Origin of the sequence: Streptomyces sp. NPDC050619 (assembly GCF_040654815.1) — a bacterium.
Lineage (GTDB): Bacteria > Actinomycetota > Actinomycetes > Streptomycetales > Streptomycetaceae > Streptomyces.
Window position 1 is genome coordinate 146,967 of the sequence record NZ_JBFAIR010000021.1, and the last position, 16,209, is coordinate 163,175.

Annotated in this window: 14 protein-coding genes and 1 pseudogene; 8 read left to right on the forward strand and 7 right to left on the reverse strand. The window is 68.2% G+C overall.

Annotated features, from left to right (window positions below; genetic code table 11):
- Window positions 1-8 precede the first annotated feature (8 nt).
- From pqqB to AB0I77_RS31145, 5 genes are all read right to left on the reverse strand, one after another.
- The gene (gene pqqB, locus AB0I77_RS31125) at window positions 9-917 is read right to left on the reverse strand and encodes a pyrroloquinoline quinone biosynthesis protein PqqB (RefSeq protein WP_363286056.1); all 909 of its coding nucleotides are present in this window, start codon (window positions 915-917) and stop codon (window positions 9-11) included.
- A gap of 16 nt (window positions 918-933) precedes the next feature.
- Complete coding sequence (pqqA, locus tag AB0I77_RS31130; RefSeq protein WP_363286057.1) at window positions 934-1,074, reverse strand: pyrroloquinoline quinone precursor peptide PqqA; 141 nt, start codon at window positions 1,072-1,074, stop codon at window positions 934-936.
- A 52-nt stretch (window positions 1,075-1,126) separates the two neighbouring features.
- A complete protein-coding gene (locus AB0I77_RS31135) occupies window positions 1,127-2,269 on the reverse strand; it encodes a PQQ-dependent sugar dehydrogenase (protein ID WP_363286058.1) in 1,143 nt (380 codons plus the stop codon).
- Window positions 2,270-2,470: 201 nt separating this feature from the next.
- Complete coding sequence (locus tag AB0I77_RS31140; RefSeq protein WP_363286059.1) at window positions 2,471-2,983, reverse strand: hypothetical protein; 513 nt, start codon at window positions 2,981-2,983, stop codon at window positions 2,471-2,473.
- A gap of 179 nt (window positions 2,984-3,162) precedes the next feature.
- On the reverse strand, window positions 3,163-4,146 hold the full coding sequence (locus AB0I77_RS31145) for a GDP-L-fucose synthase (protein WP_363286060.1): 984 nt from the start codon (window positions 4,144-4,146) through the stop codon (window positions 3,163-3,165).
- A 105-nt stretch (window positions 4,147-4,251) separates the two neighbouring features.
- On the opposite strand from AB0I77_RS31145, the gene AB0I77_RS31150 reads away from it, so the two are divergent.
- The 4 genes from AB0I77_RS31150 to AB0I77_RS31165 all read left to right on the forward strand — a co-directional run bounded on the left by AB0I77_RS31150 (window position 4,252) and on the right by AB0I77_RS31165 (window position 8,369).
- Window positions 4,252-4,839, forward strand: a complete 588-nt coding sequence (locus AB0I77_RS31150; RefSeq protein ID WP_363286061.1) for a putative colanic acid biosynthesis acetyltransferase — start codon at window positions 4,252-4,254, stop codon at window positions 4,837-4,839.
- Window positions 4,836-5,969 (forward strand): glycosyltransferase, encoded by a 1,134-nt coding sequence (locus AB0I77_RS31155; protein ID WP_363286062.1) that lies wholly within the window; start codon window positions 4,836-4,838, stop codon window positions 5,967-5,969. The genes AB0I77_RS31150 and AB0I77_RS31155 overlap by 4 nt, the downstream gene beginning before the upstream one ends.
- A gap of 106 nt (window positions 5,970-6,075) precedes the next feature.
- On the forward strand, window positions 6,076-7,302 hold the full coding sequence (locus tag AB0I77_RS31160; RefSeq protein ID WP_363286063.1) for a nucleotide sugar dehydrogenase: 1,227 nt from the start codon (window positions 6,076-6,078) through the stop codon (window positions 7,300-7,302).
- Between the two features lie 44 nt (window positions 7,303-7,346).
- Entirely contained in the window at window positions 7,347-8,369 is a 1,023-nt protein-coding gene (locus tag AB0I77_RS31165) for an NAD(P)-dependent oxidoreductase (protein WP_363286064.1), read from the forward strand.
- A 42-nt stretch (window positions 8,370-8,411) separates the two neighbouring features.
- Here the strand turns inward: AB0I77_RS31165 and AB0I77_RS31170 are convergent, their stop codons facing one another.
- Window positions 8,412-9,410, reverse strand: a complete 999-nt coding sequence (locus AB0I77_RS31170) for a UDP-glucuronic acid decarboxylase family protein (protein ID WP_363286065.1) — start codon at window positions 9,408-9,410, stop codon at window positions 8,412-8,414.
- Window positions 9,411-9,615: 205 nt separating this feature from the next.
- Here AB0I77_RS31170 and AB0I77_RS31175 point away from each other — a divergent pair.
- A pseudogene (locus tag AB0I77_RS31175) lies at window positions 9,616-10,206 on the forward strand (sugar transferase); the annotation flags it as partial.
- On the opposite strand, the gene AB0I77_RS31180 reads toward AB0I77_RS31175, so the two are convergent.
- Complete coding sequence (locus tag AB0I77_RS31180) at window positions 10,200-11,441, reverse strand: glycosyltransferase (protein WP_363286066.1); 1,242 nt, start codon at window positions 11,439-11,441, stop codon at window positions 10,200-10,202. The pseudogene AB0I77_RS31175 and the gene AB0I77_RS31180 sit on opposite strands and share 7 nt — an antisense overlap.
- Window positions 11,442-11,578: 137 nt before the next feature.
- Between AB0I77_RS31180 and AB0I77_RS31185 the strand changes: the two genes are divergently transcribed.
- Genes AB0I77_RS31185 through AB0I77_RS31195 form a run of 3 tightly spaced genes read left to right on the forward strand, consistent with a single transcriptional unit; the run spans window position 11,579 to window position 16,168 of the window.
- Window positions 11,579-13,045: a hypothetical protein gene (locus AB0I77_RS31185; protein ID WP_363286067.1), complete on the forward strand. Its 1,467-nt coding sequence runs from the start codon at window positions 11,579-11,581 to the stop codon at window positions 13,043-13,045.
- Window positions 13,029-14,624, forward strand: a complete 1,596-nt coding sequence (locus AB0I77_RS31190) for a hypothetical protein (RefSeq protein ID WP_363286068.1) — start codon at window positions 13,029-13,031, stop codon at window positions 14,622-14,624. Before AB0I77_RS31185 ends, AB0I77_RS31190 begins: the two co-directional genes overlap by 17 nt.
- Complete coding sequence (locus AB0I77_RS31195; protein WP_363286069.1) at window positions 14,621-16,168, forward strand: oligosaccharide flippase family protein; 1,548 nt, start codon at window positions 14,621-14,623, stop codon at window positions 16,166-16,168. The genes AB0I77_RS31190 and AB0I77_RS31195 overlap by 4 nt, the downstream gene beginning before the upstream one ends.
- Window positions 16,169-16,209: the final 41 nt, after the last annotated feature.

The window sequence follows — 16,209 nt, forward strand, 5'->3', positions numbered from 1 at the left end:
TGTTGTGGTCACAGCTCGATCACCATCCCGTCCTGTGCCACCTCGAGGCCCAGCCGTGCGAGCCGCTTGTGCTGCGGTGCCGCCGGGTCGACGAGGGGGTTGGTGTTGTTGAGGTGCGTGTAGAGGCACCGGGCGTAGAGCCGGGCAAGGCGTTCGGCGGTGCCGTTCTCTCCCTCGATGGGCAGGTGACCCATGCCGGTGGCGGTGCGGGTGGAGATGCCGGTGCGGCGGGGCTCCTCGTCGTCCCAGAAGGTGCCGTCCACGATGACGCAGTCGGCCTCTTCGGCGGCCTGCTGGAGCCGGTCCGGCCAGGCGGCCAGGGCGGGAGCGTAGAGCGCGGACGCGCCGGAGGCGGGGTCGTACAGGCGCAGCGCGACGACCCATGCGTCGTCGTCGGGCGCGTCGGCGGCGTACCGCGGGCGCTTGGCCGACACGGGGATGCCGCTGATCTGGAGGCCGCGGGCGTCGTGGGCGTCGCGGTGCAGCGGCTCGGCGCCGCGCGTCGGCAGTTCCCGCCAGGTCACGGAGGTGTACGGCGCGAGGGTGTCGCCGAGGTGCAGGCGGTCGAGGAGAGCCTGGCGGACCGGTGCCGTCGCGATCACCTGGACCGCGTCCGCTTCACGCAGCCGTGCGATACCCAGAGTGTGGTCGAGTTCGGCGTCGGTGAGGATCAGCCCGGCGACGGGCGTCTGCCGGGGACCGGGCCCCGGGTGGAGTTCGGGCCGGTCCTCGATCTGGTCGCCGATGTCTGGGGTCGCGTTGACGAGGTGCCAGCGGCCTTCCCCCGTCCGTACGGCGAGTGATGCGTGACGGCGGCGCCTGTGCGGGTGCGCGCGTGCCCCGGAGCATCCGGGGCACGCACAGTTCCATTGGGGGATTCCGCCGCCGGCGGCGGTGCCCAGTACCAGCAGCAGCACGGCTCCTACTTTTCGGCTAGCGGGAGTTGAGGGAGTAGGCGGTTACTTCCAGGGCGGTGTCGATGACGGTGAACTCGGGGGTCTGCCAGCCGGTCGTGTCCGTCTTCTGCGCGGTGTTCTGTTCGGCCGGCTTCGTCTGTTCCGTGGTTTCGTTCATCGGTCGTGCCTGCCTCTCTCTGGAGGGTTACCGAGGGTTATTTGATGGAGGGTTATTTGATGGTCACGCGGAGGATCCGGTCCTTGTCGAGCCCGCCGTCGCTGGTACCCACCCACAGTTCGTCTACGCCGGGGACCTTGGCGATGGCGCGCAGGCGGCCGTACTTGGCGGGGTAGAAGGCGGCTTTCGCGCCGACCCGTTCGCTGTCCCCGTCGATCGGTACGCGCCAGAGCCGCTGGCCGCGCAGCGACGAGACGTAGAGGACGTTGCGGACGACGGCGAGCTGGGCGGGCACGCCTTCCTCCGGTGTCCAGGTCTCCTTCGGGTTGGTCATACCGGCGACGGTGCACTGGCCCTCGCAGGTGGGCCAGCCGTAATTGGCGCCGGGCTTGATCAGGTTGAGTTCGTCGTACTTCGCCTCCCCGATCTCCACCGACCACAGCCGGCCGTTGCGGTCCCAGGCCAGGCCCTGCGGGTTGCGGTGGCCGTAGCTGTAGACGTGGTTGCCGAACGGGTTGCCGGGGGCGGGAGCGCCGGTCTTGGTGAGCCGGAGGATCTTTCCGTTGAGCGAGTTCTTGTCCTGCGCGAGTTTCGAGTGCCGACCGTCGCCGGTCGCGACGTAGAGGTATCCGTCGGGACCGAAGGCGATCAGGCCGCCGTTGTGGTCCCCGCCTCGTTTGATGCCGCTGAGTACCGTGGTGTAGCCGGTGAGCGACTTGCCGTCGTAGTTCATCTTCGCCACTCGGGTGTCGGCCGCCGTGGTGTGGACGAAGAACACGCGCTTGTCCGTCGTGCCGTTCCACGTCGGTGACGCGGCGACACCCAACAGCCCGCCGTTGCCGAAACCGGGCTCTGGTTGGCCGGCGTCCGTGTACGGCACCTCGCCGATCGGGCTCTTGGAGCCGTCGCGGCCGACGTGGAAGACACGGTAGGTGTGGCGTTCGGTCACCAGCGCCGAACGTCCGTCGGGCAGGAACGAGATGGCCCAGGGCTTGTTCCAGTTCGTGGAGTACGAGGTGACGACGGCGGGACTCCCGCCGTCGGTGGAACCGTCCGGGGCGGGAACAGCGGTGGACCGAACTGAGGTTGCCGAGGCCGGCTGGTCCAGGCCGACTGTCAGCAAGGCGGCCACGACGGTCAGCGCGGCGGCACCCAGGCGGACGGGGTGCCGTACCGAGCGACCTGAGTGTGTCATTTCGGCGCCTTTCGTTATCGCGGTTAATTCGAAGGAACGGCCCATGCGAGTGGGGGCCTGGAATTCCAGGCCCCCACTTCTCCACAGCAAGGCTACGGACCCGATGACGATCCTTCAATTGTCGGTAGACTCGGCGCCGTTGCCGCAGGAAAGGCAGGTCGTGCCTCCATTCAGGAGGTCGCGACCGTGGTCAGTTCTGCCTCAGCTGCCGTTCGCCGGGTAGAAGCAGAACGTGACGTGGCTGATCTGGGGCTGGTTTCCGGGATTATTGAGCGGAGCGACGAGGTTCTCGTCCGCCGCGATACCACCGGTGGCCCGGTAGTCGTAGACGTTGCCGTTGTTTCCGCCCTTGACGATCACCGCGCCGGCGACGAGTTCACCCTCGAAGTTGAACGAGTTGAGGGTGAGCAGGTTGGCGCTGAAGTCGACATCGAGCGTTCCGGTGAGCGTCCCGTCGGTGCTTTCCACCGGGATGTCCGTCGCGTCCACGGGAGGATCCACGTCTTCGGAACCCACGAAGGGGTCGAACCCGTTTTGCGCGAGGTCGCCGCAGGTCGGGTTCCCTGCGATTACGTAGGGCTCCACCGTGGCCAAGCGCTCCTGCTGCGCCGACGCGGGGCCGGCCATGCTGAGCGCCAGCGCCGACGTCAGGCCGAGACTGAGCGCCGCCAGCCTCGTTCTCTTGGACTGTGCCATTCGGGTGGTTACTCGCATTACGAGTACTCCTTCTTGTTCTTGGTGTACCGGCCCCTTGGATCTGGGTGTACCGGAATGGGCCCTCGCGGACTCTCGCGCCTTTTCTCCGACGATTCGCGGGACGACCTCCGTCCGCGCCGGGCACCTCACATTTGTTGCACAATCCGACCGCCGTTATTCTCCGAACATGTCTCTGACTAGGCCATCTGGGATTCAGAGCACCGGAAAGGCGCAGTCCCGTCGCGGCCCGCGAGAATCAGCCACGACGCGTAGGTGGCCGCGATGCCGTCCCGCAGGGCGATCCTCGGCTGCCAGCCCAGGCCGGTGAGGCGGGAGACGTCCAGCAGCTTGCGCGGGGTGCCGTCGGGCTTCGTCGTGTCGAAGGTGATCCGGCCCCGATAGCCGACGACCTCACCGACGATCTCGGCCAGTTCGCGGATCGTCAGATCCTCACCGCAGCCCACGTTGACCGGTTCGTCGCCGTCGTAGCGGCCCAGCAGTGCCAGGCAGGCCTCGGCCAGGTCGTCGACGTGCAGGAACTCCCGGCGCGGCGTGCCGCTGCCCCACAGCACGATCTCGTCGAGCCCGTCCCGTTTCGCCTCGTGGAAGCGGCGGATGAGGGCCGGCAGTACGTGTGAGGACTCCAGGTCGAAGTTGTCGCCGGGCCCGTAGAGGTTGGTCGGCATCGCGCAGATGTACGAGGAACCGTGCTGGCGCCGATAGGACTGCACCTGCACGATGCCCGCGATCTTGGCCAGCGCGTACGGCTGATTGGTGGGCTCGAGAGGGCCGGTGAGCAGGGACTCCTCACGGATCGGCTGCGGCGCGAACTTGGGATAGATGCACGACGACCCGAGGAACAGCAGGCGCCGTACGCCTGCGGCATGGGCCGCGGAGATGACGTTCAGCTGGATCCGCAGGTTGTCCTCGAGGAACTCCACGGGACGGGTGCTGTTGGCCATGATGCCGCCGACCCTGGCGGCGGCGAGGACGACGGCGTCCGGACGGGCGTCGCGGAGAAAGGCGGCGGTGGCGGTCGCGTCGCGGAGGTCCAGTTCGGACCGGGTTCGGCCGAGGACCACGTACCCCTCGGCCTTCAGGCGGCGAACCATCGCGGAGCCGACGAGACCACGGTGACCGGCGACGTACACGCGCGCGGGCGCGGTGAGCAGATGTTCCATGCGGCACAGCCTGCCAGCAACACGCCTATATGTACCGCTTCGCTATTGATGGTCGTGGTAAATCCCATAAAGGGAAATACATTCCATCTCGGAAGGGGTATCCGCATGGCAACGAGGGCAGCGCCGCCCGATGTCGGCAACCACGCGGCGGAGCCCGGGTGCAGGGCCGTCCTCGAACGCTCCCTGCGAGGTTTCACGGGGGCCGGTTACGACAAGGGGCGTCCTCCGTTCGTTCAGGCGGCCTGGTTCGCCGTGCTGAATCTCGTCTTCGTCAAGTGGTGGTTTCCCGCCCGCTGGCGGCCGGCCGTGCTCAGGGTCTTCGGCGCGCGGATCGGGCGGCGGGTACGGATCCGTCGTGGGGTGCGGGTGCACTGGCCGTGGCGGCTGGATGTCGGCGACGACGTGTGGATCGGCGAGGGTGCCTGGCTGCTGAACCTGGAGCAGATCACCATCGGCAGCGACGTGTGCGTCTCCCAGGGGGCGTTGCTGTGTACCGGGAGCCACCAACACCGCAGCCCGACTTTCGAGTTCGACAACGGCCCCATCCGTCTGGAGCCCGGATCCTGGGTCGCGGCCAGAGCCGTCGTGCTGCGCGGCGTCACCGTCGGGCGCGGCGCGGTGGTGGGTGCCTCGGCGGTCGCTCACCGCGACGTCACTCCGGGGGCCGTCGTCATGGCGGGAGCCGCGGCGTGAGGATCGTCCACGTGGTGACGCTCATCAGCGACGACGGAGCGTACGGCGGCCCCACCAGTGTGGCGGCCGGGCAGCTCGAGGAGTGCGCCGCGCGTGGCCACGAGGTCGCCTTGGTCTCCCTGTGGCGGGGCGGATCGCGGGCACCGGCACGCATGGGCTCGGTGCCGTTGCGCACGCGTCCGGCGCGTTCGATGCTTCCGGGGCGCTTCACCGGGCTGATGCACCCACTGCTCGTCAGGGACATGTGGCGCTGCATGGGCGGAGCCGATGTGGTCCATATCCACGCCGGGCGTGACCTCGTCTCGCTCACCGCACTTGTCGTCGCCGCGCTGCGGCGCAAGAGATTCGTCGCTCAGACACACGGCATGGTGCAGTTTCGGCGCGCGGTTGTCGTCCAATTCTTCGATCGTATGTTCGTGCCTTTGCTGCGCAGGGCGCGCGGTTGCCTGGTCCTCACCGAGCAGGAACGTCGGGCTGTGGCCGAGGTCGTCGGCGTCGACGGTCCGCCGTTGCTGACCCTGCCCAACGGGGTGCGGCCGGAGCGGGGAGGCGAGGCGCAGCACTGGCGGCGCGGCCGGGAGGTGCTCTTCCTCGCCCGGCTGCACCCGCGCAAGCGTCCGGAGGCGTTCGTCGAGATGGCCGACCTGGTGCACCAGAAGGTGCCCGACGCCCGGTTCACCCTCCACGGAGCGGACGAGGGGGCACTGCCGGCAGTGCGTCGGCTCATCGCTGCCCGCGGACTGGAGGGCATTGTGTCCTACGGCGGGGCGCTGGAGCACGCGGAGGCGGTGCGTGCCTACGCGAGGGCGGCCGTCTATGTGTTGCCCAGCGTCGACGAGCCGTTCGGGATGACCGTGATCGAGGCTCTCTCCGCGGGCACCCCCGTGGTGTGCACCGACACCTGCGGCATCGCGGACGAACTGGCTCGCCGGAGGGCGGCGATGGTCACCGACGGGAGCCCGCGGGCCATGGCCGACGCCGTGTGCGATCTGCTGACCGATGAGGAGAAGCGCGCGGCATTGGTGGAAGCCGGCCACGGTGCCGTCGAAGAGGCGTTTTCCATCAGTGCGGTGGTGGACCGGCTCGAAGAGATCTATCGAAATCTCTGTCACATGGGCTGTTCGGACTAACTGTTCCCCGTGTCCCCCTTATGCGTCGTTCCCGCCTGAGCCCGCCCGGTACGGTTCCGCACGTCGACGGCTCCACGGTGGCGAACAACGGAGATGAGTCCCGCGCATGACTCTGGAATCCAGTATGGGAACGGACAGCTCACGGCCGACCACGGATGTGGTCATCATCGGCGGATGCGGGCGAGTGGGACTTCCCATGGGTATCGCGCTCGCCGCCCACGGACTGCTTTCGGTGACGCTCTACGACATTGACGCCGCGGCGGTCGACACAGTCAGCAGGGGAGAACTCCCGTTTTCGGAAAGAGGGGCCGCCGAACCGCTGCGCGAGGTGGTGCGTGAGGGGCGGCTCCGCGCCACGACCGATGGTGCGTGCGTCGCCACGACCGAGAACCTCATCGTGGTGGTGGGAACGCCCGTCGACGAACATCTCAATCCCGATCTCGGGGCAGTTCCACGGGCTATGGAGCGCTGTGCGGAGCATTTGCGCGACGGCCAACTGGTCATGCTCAGAAGCACTGTTCATCCTGGAGTCACGGCACTGACCGAGCGGTTGCTCGAACGGCTCGGCAAGAACATCGATGTGGCTTTCTGCCCGGAACGTATCGCCGAGGGCGCCGCCATGACCGAGCTGTTCGAGCTGCCGCAGCTTGTGGCCGCTCGCTCCGAACGGGCCGGTGACCGGGCGGAGAAGTTTTTCCGCACCCTCACGGACAAGATTGTCCGTATGGAGCCGGAGGAGGCGGAGCTCGCGAAACTCTTCGCCAACACCTGGCGGTACGTCAAATTCGCGACAGTCAACCAGTTCTGGATGATGGCGAACGACTTCGGGCTCGACTTCGAGCGCATCCGCAAAGCCATCACCTACGACTATCCGCGGGCAGCCGACATGCCGGGAGCGGGATTCGCCGCCGGCCCGTGTCTGCTCAAGGACACCCTGCAGTTGGCGGCATTCACCGGGAACAATTTCGTCCTGGGGCACGCGGCCATGCTCATCAACGAGGGACTGCCGCTCTATCTCGTGTCGCGTCTGGAGCGCCGGTTCCCGCTGGCGGAAACGCGGGTGGGAGTTCTGGGTATGGGCTTCAAGGCGGGCAGTGACGACGTGCGCGAAAGTCTGTCGTTCAAGCTTCGCAGGATCTTGATGGCCAAGGCTCGGGAAACCCTGTGCACGGACCCGTACATCAGCGACCCGCGCTTCGTGGAACTGAGTGATGTCATGAGCCGGGCCGATGTGCTCGTCGTCGCCACGCCGCACCCCGAGTACCGGAACCTGGCCACGGAGAAGCCCGTGGTGGACCTCTGGGGTATCGCCGGCAGAGGCGTCCGGGTCTGACCGGCACCGCGAAGGCTTTCCCCCCACCACCAGAAAGGTCTCCTGTGAAGGTTCTCGTCACCGGCGCATCCGGTCTGATCGGCAGTTACCTCGTCAGGGAACTGCTCCACCAAGGGCATACCGTGGTCGGTCTGGACAACTTCTCCAAGTACGGCGCGGCCCGTCGCGACACTGTGGAAGATCCCCGCTACCGGCTGGTCGAGGGAGACGCCCGCGACACGGATCTCCTCGCGGAGCTGCTGTCCGACTGCGATCACTTCGTCGCCGGCGCGGCCATGATCGGGGGGATCTCCTACTTCCACACCTACGCCTACGACCTCCTCGCCACCAACGAGCGGATCACCGCCGCCGCATGTGACGCGGCGATCCGGGTCCACGGCGCCGGGCCGCTGCGGAAGGTGACGTATCTGAGCTCCTCGATGGTGTACGAGAACACCGACGTCTGGCCGTCGAGGGAGGGGGACGAGCGCCGCATCCCGCCACCGTCGTCCTCGTACGGCTTCCAGAAGCTGGCGGTGGAGTACTTCGCCAGGGCGGCGTGGGACCAGTACAGCCTCCCCTTCACGATCGTGCGGCCCTTCAACTGCGTGGACGTGGGCGAGGAGCGGACGGTCGGCCAGGGAGAGGAGCGTTCCGGCGACATCAAGGTCAGCATGTCCCATGTGGTTCCCGACCTGGTGCAGAAGGTGCTCAAGGGGCAGGATCCGCTGCACATCCTCGGCAGCGGCGCTCAGGTGCGGCACTTCACCTACGGCGGGGACCTGGCGCGTGGCATTTGTGCGGCGATCTTTCACCCCGCCGCGCTCAACGAGGACTTCAACCTGGCGAACGCCGAGCCCACCACGGTCCTGGAGCTGGCGGAGCGGATCTGGCACAAGATCAAGGGCGACGCCGAGCCCTTCCGTTACACGACCGACGAGCCGTTCGAGCACGATGTGCAACGCCGGACCCCCGATGTGTCCAAGGCCAGGGACGCGCTCGGCTTCACCGCGACGACCACGTTGGACGAGATCCTCGACAAACTCATCCCATGGGTACGCCAGGCCATCGCCGACGGCCGTCTGTGACCGCCCCGCCGAACGCCCGACCGGGCGTCCGGCGGGGCGCGGTCATGAGACCGCTACGACGCCGGGTGCTGGTGTGGCGGGTTGGTGGACGAGCTTGGCGCGGTCGACGAGGTTCAGCCGGCTTCGGAAGTCCGTGATGGTGTCGCGGAGTCCTTGTTCCACCGGGGTCGTGGGCTTCCATCCGAGCAGTTCTCCAGCCGCGGTGATGTCCGGGCGCCGCCTCTCCGGGTCGTCCTCGGGCCGCGGAATGAGCGTGATCTCGGAGGAAGAACCAGTGAGCTCGATGATCCACCTCGCCAGCTCGAGCACGGAGACCTCGTGTGGGTTGCCCAGGTTGACGGGTCCGCCGTGATCGCTGTCCAGCATCCGCGTCAGCCCGTCGACCAGGTCGTCGACGTAGCAGAGCGAGCGCGTCTGGCTGCCGTCACCGGTGACCGTGATCGGCGCTCCCGCCAACGCCTGGCGGATGAAGGTGGGGATGACGCGCCCGTCGTCCGGACGCATCCGCGGTCCGAAGGTGTTGAAGATGCGCACGATCTTGGCGTCCACACCGCGATGTCTGCGATACGCCATCGTCAGAGCCTCACTGAAACGCTTGGCCTCGTCGTAGACCGAACGCGGACCGACTGGGTTGACGTGGCCCCAGTAACTCTCCGTTTGCGGGTGGACCTGGGGGTCTCCGTACGACTCGGAGGTGGAGGACAGCAGGAAACGGGCGTCCTTGGTGGCAGCCAGATCCAGCGCGTTCCAGGTGCCGGCCGAACCCACGCGCATCGTTTCCAGGGGGAGCCTCAGGTAATCCACGGGTGAGGCGGGCGAGGCCAGGTGGAACACGGCGTCGACCGGTCCGGACACATCCAGGCCCTGTGTGATGTCCCGGCACTCGAGCCGGAACCGTGAGTGGTCCGTCAGATGCTCGACGTTCTTCACGCTGGATGTCAGGAAGTTGTCCACGCAGACCACGGCGTGGCCCGCGGCGAGTAGGCGTTCGCAAAGGTGGGATCCGATGAATCCGGCGCCGCCTGTCACTACTGCACGCATGCAAGTCCTCTCCATCGTCCACCGCGGGCCGAATGAGGCAATCCGAGGCGTCAGTGCAGGAATCTCCGCTGTGTCCGGTTTTTGGTCACACCATCAGTGTTATTGACATGAGAGGTGTTGGATGTGCTTGTCCGACTGAAGATCTCCTATTTTTCCCCCATTTGATGCAAAGGAGTAAAGAATGGCTTCCTCGCGACGCGCGAGTCGGGCCGTCAAGCGGGTGGTCGACTTCGTGGGTGCGGCCGTCCTCCTGCTGCTGCTGGTGCCGATGCTGCTCGTGGCGGCCGTCGCGGTGAAGGCGGACAGCCCGGGGCCCGTGCTCTTCCGGCAGCGGCGCATGGGCCGGGACGGCGAGGAGTTCGACGTACTCAAGTTGCGCACCATGCGGCTCGGTGCCGAGCAGGCGCGGGCGTCGCTGGCGGCCCGGAACGAGGGCGACGGGCACCTGTTCAAGATCCGGGAGGATCCCCGCGTCACCGCCGTCGGGCGCCTGCTGCGCCGCTACTCGCTGGACGAACTGCCCCAGCTGGTCAACGTGCTGATGGGGCACATGTCACTGGTCGGCCCCCGGCCGCTCCCCGTGGAGGACTCGGCGTTCACCGGCGAGGCTCGCCGCCGTCTGCTGGTCCGTCCGGGCCTCACCGGCCTGTGGCAGATCAGCGGCCGCTCCGACCTCGCCTGGGAGGACGCGCTGCGGCTGGACCTGCAGTACGTCGACAGCTGGTCGGTCTGGCTGGACCTGGCCATCCTCCTGCGGACACCGACCGTCGTGTTGCGCGGCGAGGGTGCCTACTGAAGGGCCAGCGCCTCGGACAGCATCGAGGTGATCCGCCCCAGCCCGGCCTGCGGGCTCAGCCGCTCCTGAACGTACGCGGGACCGAGCGCGCCGAGGGCCTTGGCCCGGGCCGGGTCCCGGATCAGCTCCCCGACGGCCCTGTGCAGCGCCTCGGGGTCTTCGGCGCGTACGACGACTCCCGCTCCGGAGCGACGCACTTCCTGTGCCGTGCCCCCGTCCGCGGCCACCGAGGCGATGACCGGGCGTCCGCTCGCGAAGTAGGACGTCAGCTTCGAAGGCAGACTCATGTCCCGTACGGAGGACCGCTGGGTGACCAGGAGTACGTCCGCGGCGGCGAGCACGTCGGGAAAGTCCGCGTCGGCCGCGGGCGGCAGCAGGTCCAGGTTCGGCAGGTCCGCGGCACGGCGCGCCAGGTGTTCCTTCTGGCTGCCGTCTCCCATGATGACGACGCGCATGCGGGGGGTGTCACGGACCGCGATCCGAGCGGCGTCCACCAGCACCTCCAGGCCCTGCTTGAGCCCCATGTTCCCGGAGTGCAGTACGACGAAGTCCTCCTGTCTCCAGCCGAGCCGGGCCCGTACCGCCCCGCGGTCGCCGGTCGGGGGAGTCACATGTGTCCAGTTGGGCACGACCCTGACGCGCGCCGCCGGCACGCCCGTCGCGATGACGCGGTCCATGAACGACTCGTGCACCACACCGACGAGGGTGGCCGAGCGCAGAATCCTCGCCTCCATACCGGCCACGAGGGACGCCACGCGGCCGCCGCCCCTGATGCCGCTCTGCTCGGCCGCGGCTCCCATGAGGTCCTGCACCACGACCGCGTGGGGCACACCGTGGCGGCGCGCGAGCCGGCCGCCGATCAGGCCTCCTGCCAGCGTCGGCATCTGGCTGATCACCAGGTCGGGTCGTGGGGCCGGCGGCCCGAGCGATCCGTGAGCGAGGAAGCTGAGTTCGTACAACCCTCTGCGCAGCGCCGTCTGACGCGACGGAACGAAGGTGCGGCGGCGGTGGACCCGCACGCCTCCCCGCCCCTCGGTCATCCGCCAGCGCCCGCGATAGTCGTCGTGCACCCGCCAGGCCGGATAGTGCGGCATCGCCGCCAGGACCTCGACCTGGGCGCCGCACGCGGCCAGGTGCTCGGCGATCCGGGTCGAGTAGGGCGCGATCCCGGCGTGCTCGGGCGCGTAGTGGGTGGACACGAGGAGTGCACGGCGACCCGCGAGCAGTTCAGTCATTTACGCAAAATACGACATATGTAAATCAATCGCTCAAGCGACACGCCTTCCGGTATCGCTGATATCTCTTTTATAGAAGCTATAACTCCCTTTATTGAGATTCAGGCTAATTGCCCATTCCGATGAGGGGGGTGCAGGTGTACGGCAGCCAAGAACGTTCCGTGGCCGCGGTGTGCGGTTGGGCCATCGTTCTCGTCGCCTTGCTGCCGGGGCTGATCCTGCAGACGCCCGGCCTGCACGTCGGGGCGGCACTCGCCGCACAGTGTGTCGTCGTGGCGCACACCGGTGGGGCGCTCACCCGGGTGCTCACCGCCACATCGGTGCGGCTCGTCGCACTCGGTTTCTGGCTCTTCGCCTACGTGTGGCTCGGACTGGCACCGCTCGCCATGATCGCCACTGACACCTACCCCCTCGACTACCGGACCGACGAAGCCAACGCCTTTGCCGTCGCCGCCCTGGTCGAAGTCGGACTCCTCGCCTACAGCGCCGGGGCGGCACTCGCCGGCAGGCGCACACACGACCGCCCGGTCGTTCTCGAACCGTTGCTGTCCCGCCGGGTCGCACCCCTGCGGGTGCTCGTGCTGTGCGGCCTGTGGCTCGTTCTCGCGGCCGTGCTCATCCCCCGGCAAGGAGGATGGGAGGCCTTCTTCACCAGCAGACAGGCCCTGTGGCAGACGGGCGCCGTGCGGGACTCGGCCCGGTCCCTGCTCAACTGGCTGCTGGCCGTCCCGGCCTTCTGGGCGCTGCTGGCCCTGGTCCACCTGCCCCGGCGAACGAAGGGCGACCGGTTGCTGCGCAGCGTCCGCTGGATGCTGCTCCCGCTTCTGCTCGCGCTCAACGTGGTCGTCAACAATCCCATCAGCAGGCCGCGCTTCTGGGCCGGAACCGTCCTTCTGGCCCTGCTGTTCTCATCGCGCCGGTTCAACCAACCCCGGGCCTTCCGCATCATCGCCGCGGCGATCACGGTGACGGTGCTGCTCGTCTTCCCCTACAGCGACTACTTCCGCTACAGCCAACGGGAAGCCGTCCACGTGGTGAGCCTGACCGAGCAGCTCACGACGAACATGGACTACGAGGCCTTTCAGCAGATGCAGACCGGTATCGATTACGTGGAGGAGACCGGCTTCTCCCCGTCGGCCGCGCTCGGTCCCGTTCTGGTCATGGTGCCGCGCTCCGTGTGGCCCGACAAACCGCAGCCCGTCGGCATCACCCTCGCCCAGTACGCGGGCTACGACTTCCACAATCTGTCGGCATCGCTGTGGATCGAGAGTTACCTGTGGGCCGGCGTTCCGTCTGTGGTCGTCGTCTTCTGCCTGCTGGGTGCGGCCGGACGCCGTATGGACGACATCCGGGAGCGACTTCGGGGGCAACGGGCCACGCTGGCGCTTCTGCTGGTCCCGGCCTTCGCCTTCTACCAGATGATCCTGCTGCGCGGCAGCCTCATGGCCATCGCGGGGCCGCTTCTGCTGCTGCTGACCGTTCCGCTGTTCATCACCACCCGTGCCGCCCGGTCATCTCGCTCTCCTTCACCGGCGCTGCCGACCGCGACCGCGGCTCACGTCCCCATCCCCGGAACAGGAGGCATCCGTGTTCAGCCCCACTAGCTTCGATGACCGGTATGAAGAACCCGACCGGCTCCGCGACCAGCTGCGCCAACTGCTGAGGTACCGCACGACCATCGCGCTGGGCATCGCTCTGGGGCTGCTCGGCGGACTGCTGCTGGTGGTGTTCCGCGCAGGCAGTTACACCTCGACCAGTGAGGTCCTCGTCCGCCCGACCACCGACCCGTTCAGCACGCTCGGCGTGTCCGTCGAGAACCAGGTGAGCATGGGCACGGAACGGCAGATCGCGCTCAGCGCCACAGTCGCGGCCCGAGCGGCAAAGGCGCTGCACCAACCGTCCCGAGCCGACACGTTGCTGGAGAACCTGCGCGTCACGAATCCGCCGGAAACCCAAGTGCTCCGGTTCGAGTACTCAGCGGGCACTCCGAAGGGGGCGGCCCGGGGGTCCAACGCTTTCGCCGAGGCCTATCTCGCCGACCGCAAGGACAGAACGAAGGCCACGGTCAAGCGGATGACGAGCGGGCTGGAAAAGCACATCGCGGCGCTGACCAAGCAGAACACCAAGAAGGCCGACGCGGGCACGGCGGCAAGCCGGCGGGACCAGATCGGCGCACTCCAGAAGCGGATCTCGGACATCACGTCCTACGACACCAAGGGCGGCGACATCGTGCGCGGGGCCGAGCCGCCGGCGCAGCCCTCGGGACCGGGCCCTGCCTGGCTCATCGGCCTCGGCCTGTTGAGCGGTCTCCTCCTGGGCATCGTGCTCGCCTGGCTGCGATCCGCGCTCGAGCCGAGGGCCCGCTCGGTCGGAGAGGTCCAGGGGGCACTGGGTGCTCCGGTGCTGGGCATCCTGCCGGGCCCCGACGCGGACCACGGGGACCTGCTGGAGGTCGGTCGGATCGACGGCAGCCGCGCGGAGACCTACCGGAGCCTCGCCTTCCGCCTCCGGTACGGCGAGGCCCGTACAGGCACCGGCACACTCCTCGTCGTGGCGTCGAAGCAGGACCACAAGGCCGAGGCCGTCGCGGTGAATCTCGCCGCCGCCTTCGCGGAGTTCGGTGACGAGGTACTGCTGGTGGACGCCACCGCGAGCACACCCGGCCTGTCGGTACGACTGCCGCTGGTGGAGGACGACTCCGGCGCCCCGGAGGGCCGGGCCGTCATCGACGCGGGCAGGGCCGGGCGATTCATGCTCTTCCCCGACAGGAGTGGCACCGCCCCCTACGACCTTCCGGCGTCTGCCACGGTCACGCGTGCGCTGTCGAGCGCCGATTCCGACATGGCGGCGTTCGTCCTCACCCGGCCTCTGCTCGAACACGCCGACGCTCTCGGCGTCGCCCAACGCGTGGACGGTGTCCTCGTGGTGGGCGGCCTGGACGACACCAGGCGCGACGACCTCAAGCGGATTCGCGAGCTGATCGGTTGCGCGGGAGGACACATCGTGGGCGCGGTGCTCGACACGGGCACCCGGCGCGGCCTGCTCCGCCGTGCCATGGACAGTGGACGGCCTCGCCGGCTGAGGGAGCGGGGCTCGTCCACGACACCTGCCGCGCCGGCCGAAGATGTGGTCGGAAAGCAGTCCGCGCCCGTGCCGGACGACACACTCACCACCTCCCGATGAGCGCATCCGGAACGGCCGTTCCCGCCACCGGCGGGCCGGTCGCCCGGAGCGGGATCGCCGCCACCGCGCGTGGCGGGTGGTGGGGCTTCCTGGGTTCGACGATCAACGCCGTCTTCGGCTATCTCCTCGTCACCCTGGTCACCCGCGCCCTTGGGGCGTACGGGGCGGGAGCGGTGTTCACGGGTGTCGCCGCCTTCACCATCCTCAGTCACACCTGCAAGCTCGGTGCCGACACGGGGTTGGTGCGCTTCGTGTCCCGCGACGTGGCCACCGGCGGTGGCCGTGAGGTGGGCGCCCTCCTGCGCAGCGCCGTCGTACCAGGAACCGCGGCGAGTACCGCGGTAGCGGCGCTGCTCTTCCTGTCGCCCTGGACAGCCACCGCGCTGTTGCCGAATCTCGCCCAGGAGGACGCGGTCGCGCTGGTCCGGCTCTTCGCGCTGTTCCTCCCCGTGGCCACGATCACCCTGATTCTGCTCGGTGCCACCCAGGGCTACGGCACGGTCGTTCCGTTCGTCGGCGTCGAGCAGATCGGCAAACCGGTACTGCGCGTTCTGATCGCCGTACCGGTCGCGCTGCTGGCTCCCGGCGCGCTGGGACTTGCCGCCGCCTGGCTCGCCCCCTCCCTGGCCGGTGGCCTCGTTGCCTGGTTCGCGCTGCGCCGGTGCCGTCGTACGAGGTGCTCAGAACGTGCCGGCCCACCTGAAGCGGTCGCCGCCGGGCGGGGATTCTGGGCGTTCTCCGCACCTCGCGCGATCTCCTCGGTCTTCGACATCAGCTCGGTCTGGATGGGGGTCATCCTGCTGTCGGTCCTGGCCACGAGCGAGGAGGCGGGCGTCTACACCGCCGTGGGCCGGGTCATCGCCGCGGCGACGCTGATCCAGCTCGCCATCCGCCTGGCCGTCGCTCCGGAGATCAGCCGCCTGCTCGCCGTGGGGGAGACCACGCAGGCCTGCCATCTGCATCGGGTCTCGACACGCTGGATCGTGCTGTTCTCCTGGCCGTTGTTCGTGCTCCTCGGGAGTTTCCCCGGTACGGTTCTCTCCCTCTTCGGACCGGAGTTCGGACAGGGAGCCGTTGCCCTGGTCGTCCTGTGTGTCGCCTCGGCGATCAACATCGGGGTCGGCAATGCCCAGACCATGCTGCTCATGGCCGGCAAGAGCTCATGGCATCTCGGGGTCACCGGCGTGGCGTTCGCGGTGCAGCTGACCGTCGGGGTCCTCACCATTCCGCGTGCAGGCGTCCTCGGGGCCGCCCTGTCCACGGGAGCGGCCATCGTCGTCGAAAACCTCCTGGCGGCGGCCCTGGTGCGGCGTTATCCGGGATTCACGACCGTCGACCGCGGATACCGCGCCGCGGCCTGCGTCGGCCTGTGCTTCACGGCGGTTCTGGTTGTTCCCATCCGGCTCGTGACTGGCGACACGGCGACGGGACTCGCCGCAGGAATTGTCCTGGGGGCCGGTGCACTCAGTATAAGTTTGTGCCGTTTTCGCACCGTATTGGCGGTGGGTGAACTGGTCACCGTGCTCCGCAAGCGCGCCTCGTAGGACGGCTGCGAAAACGCATTCGCCGTACCACTGCCCGTGCC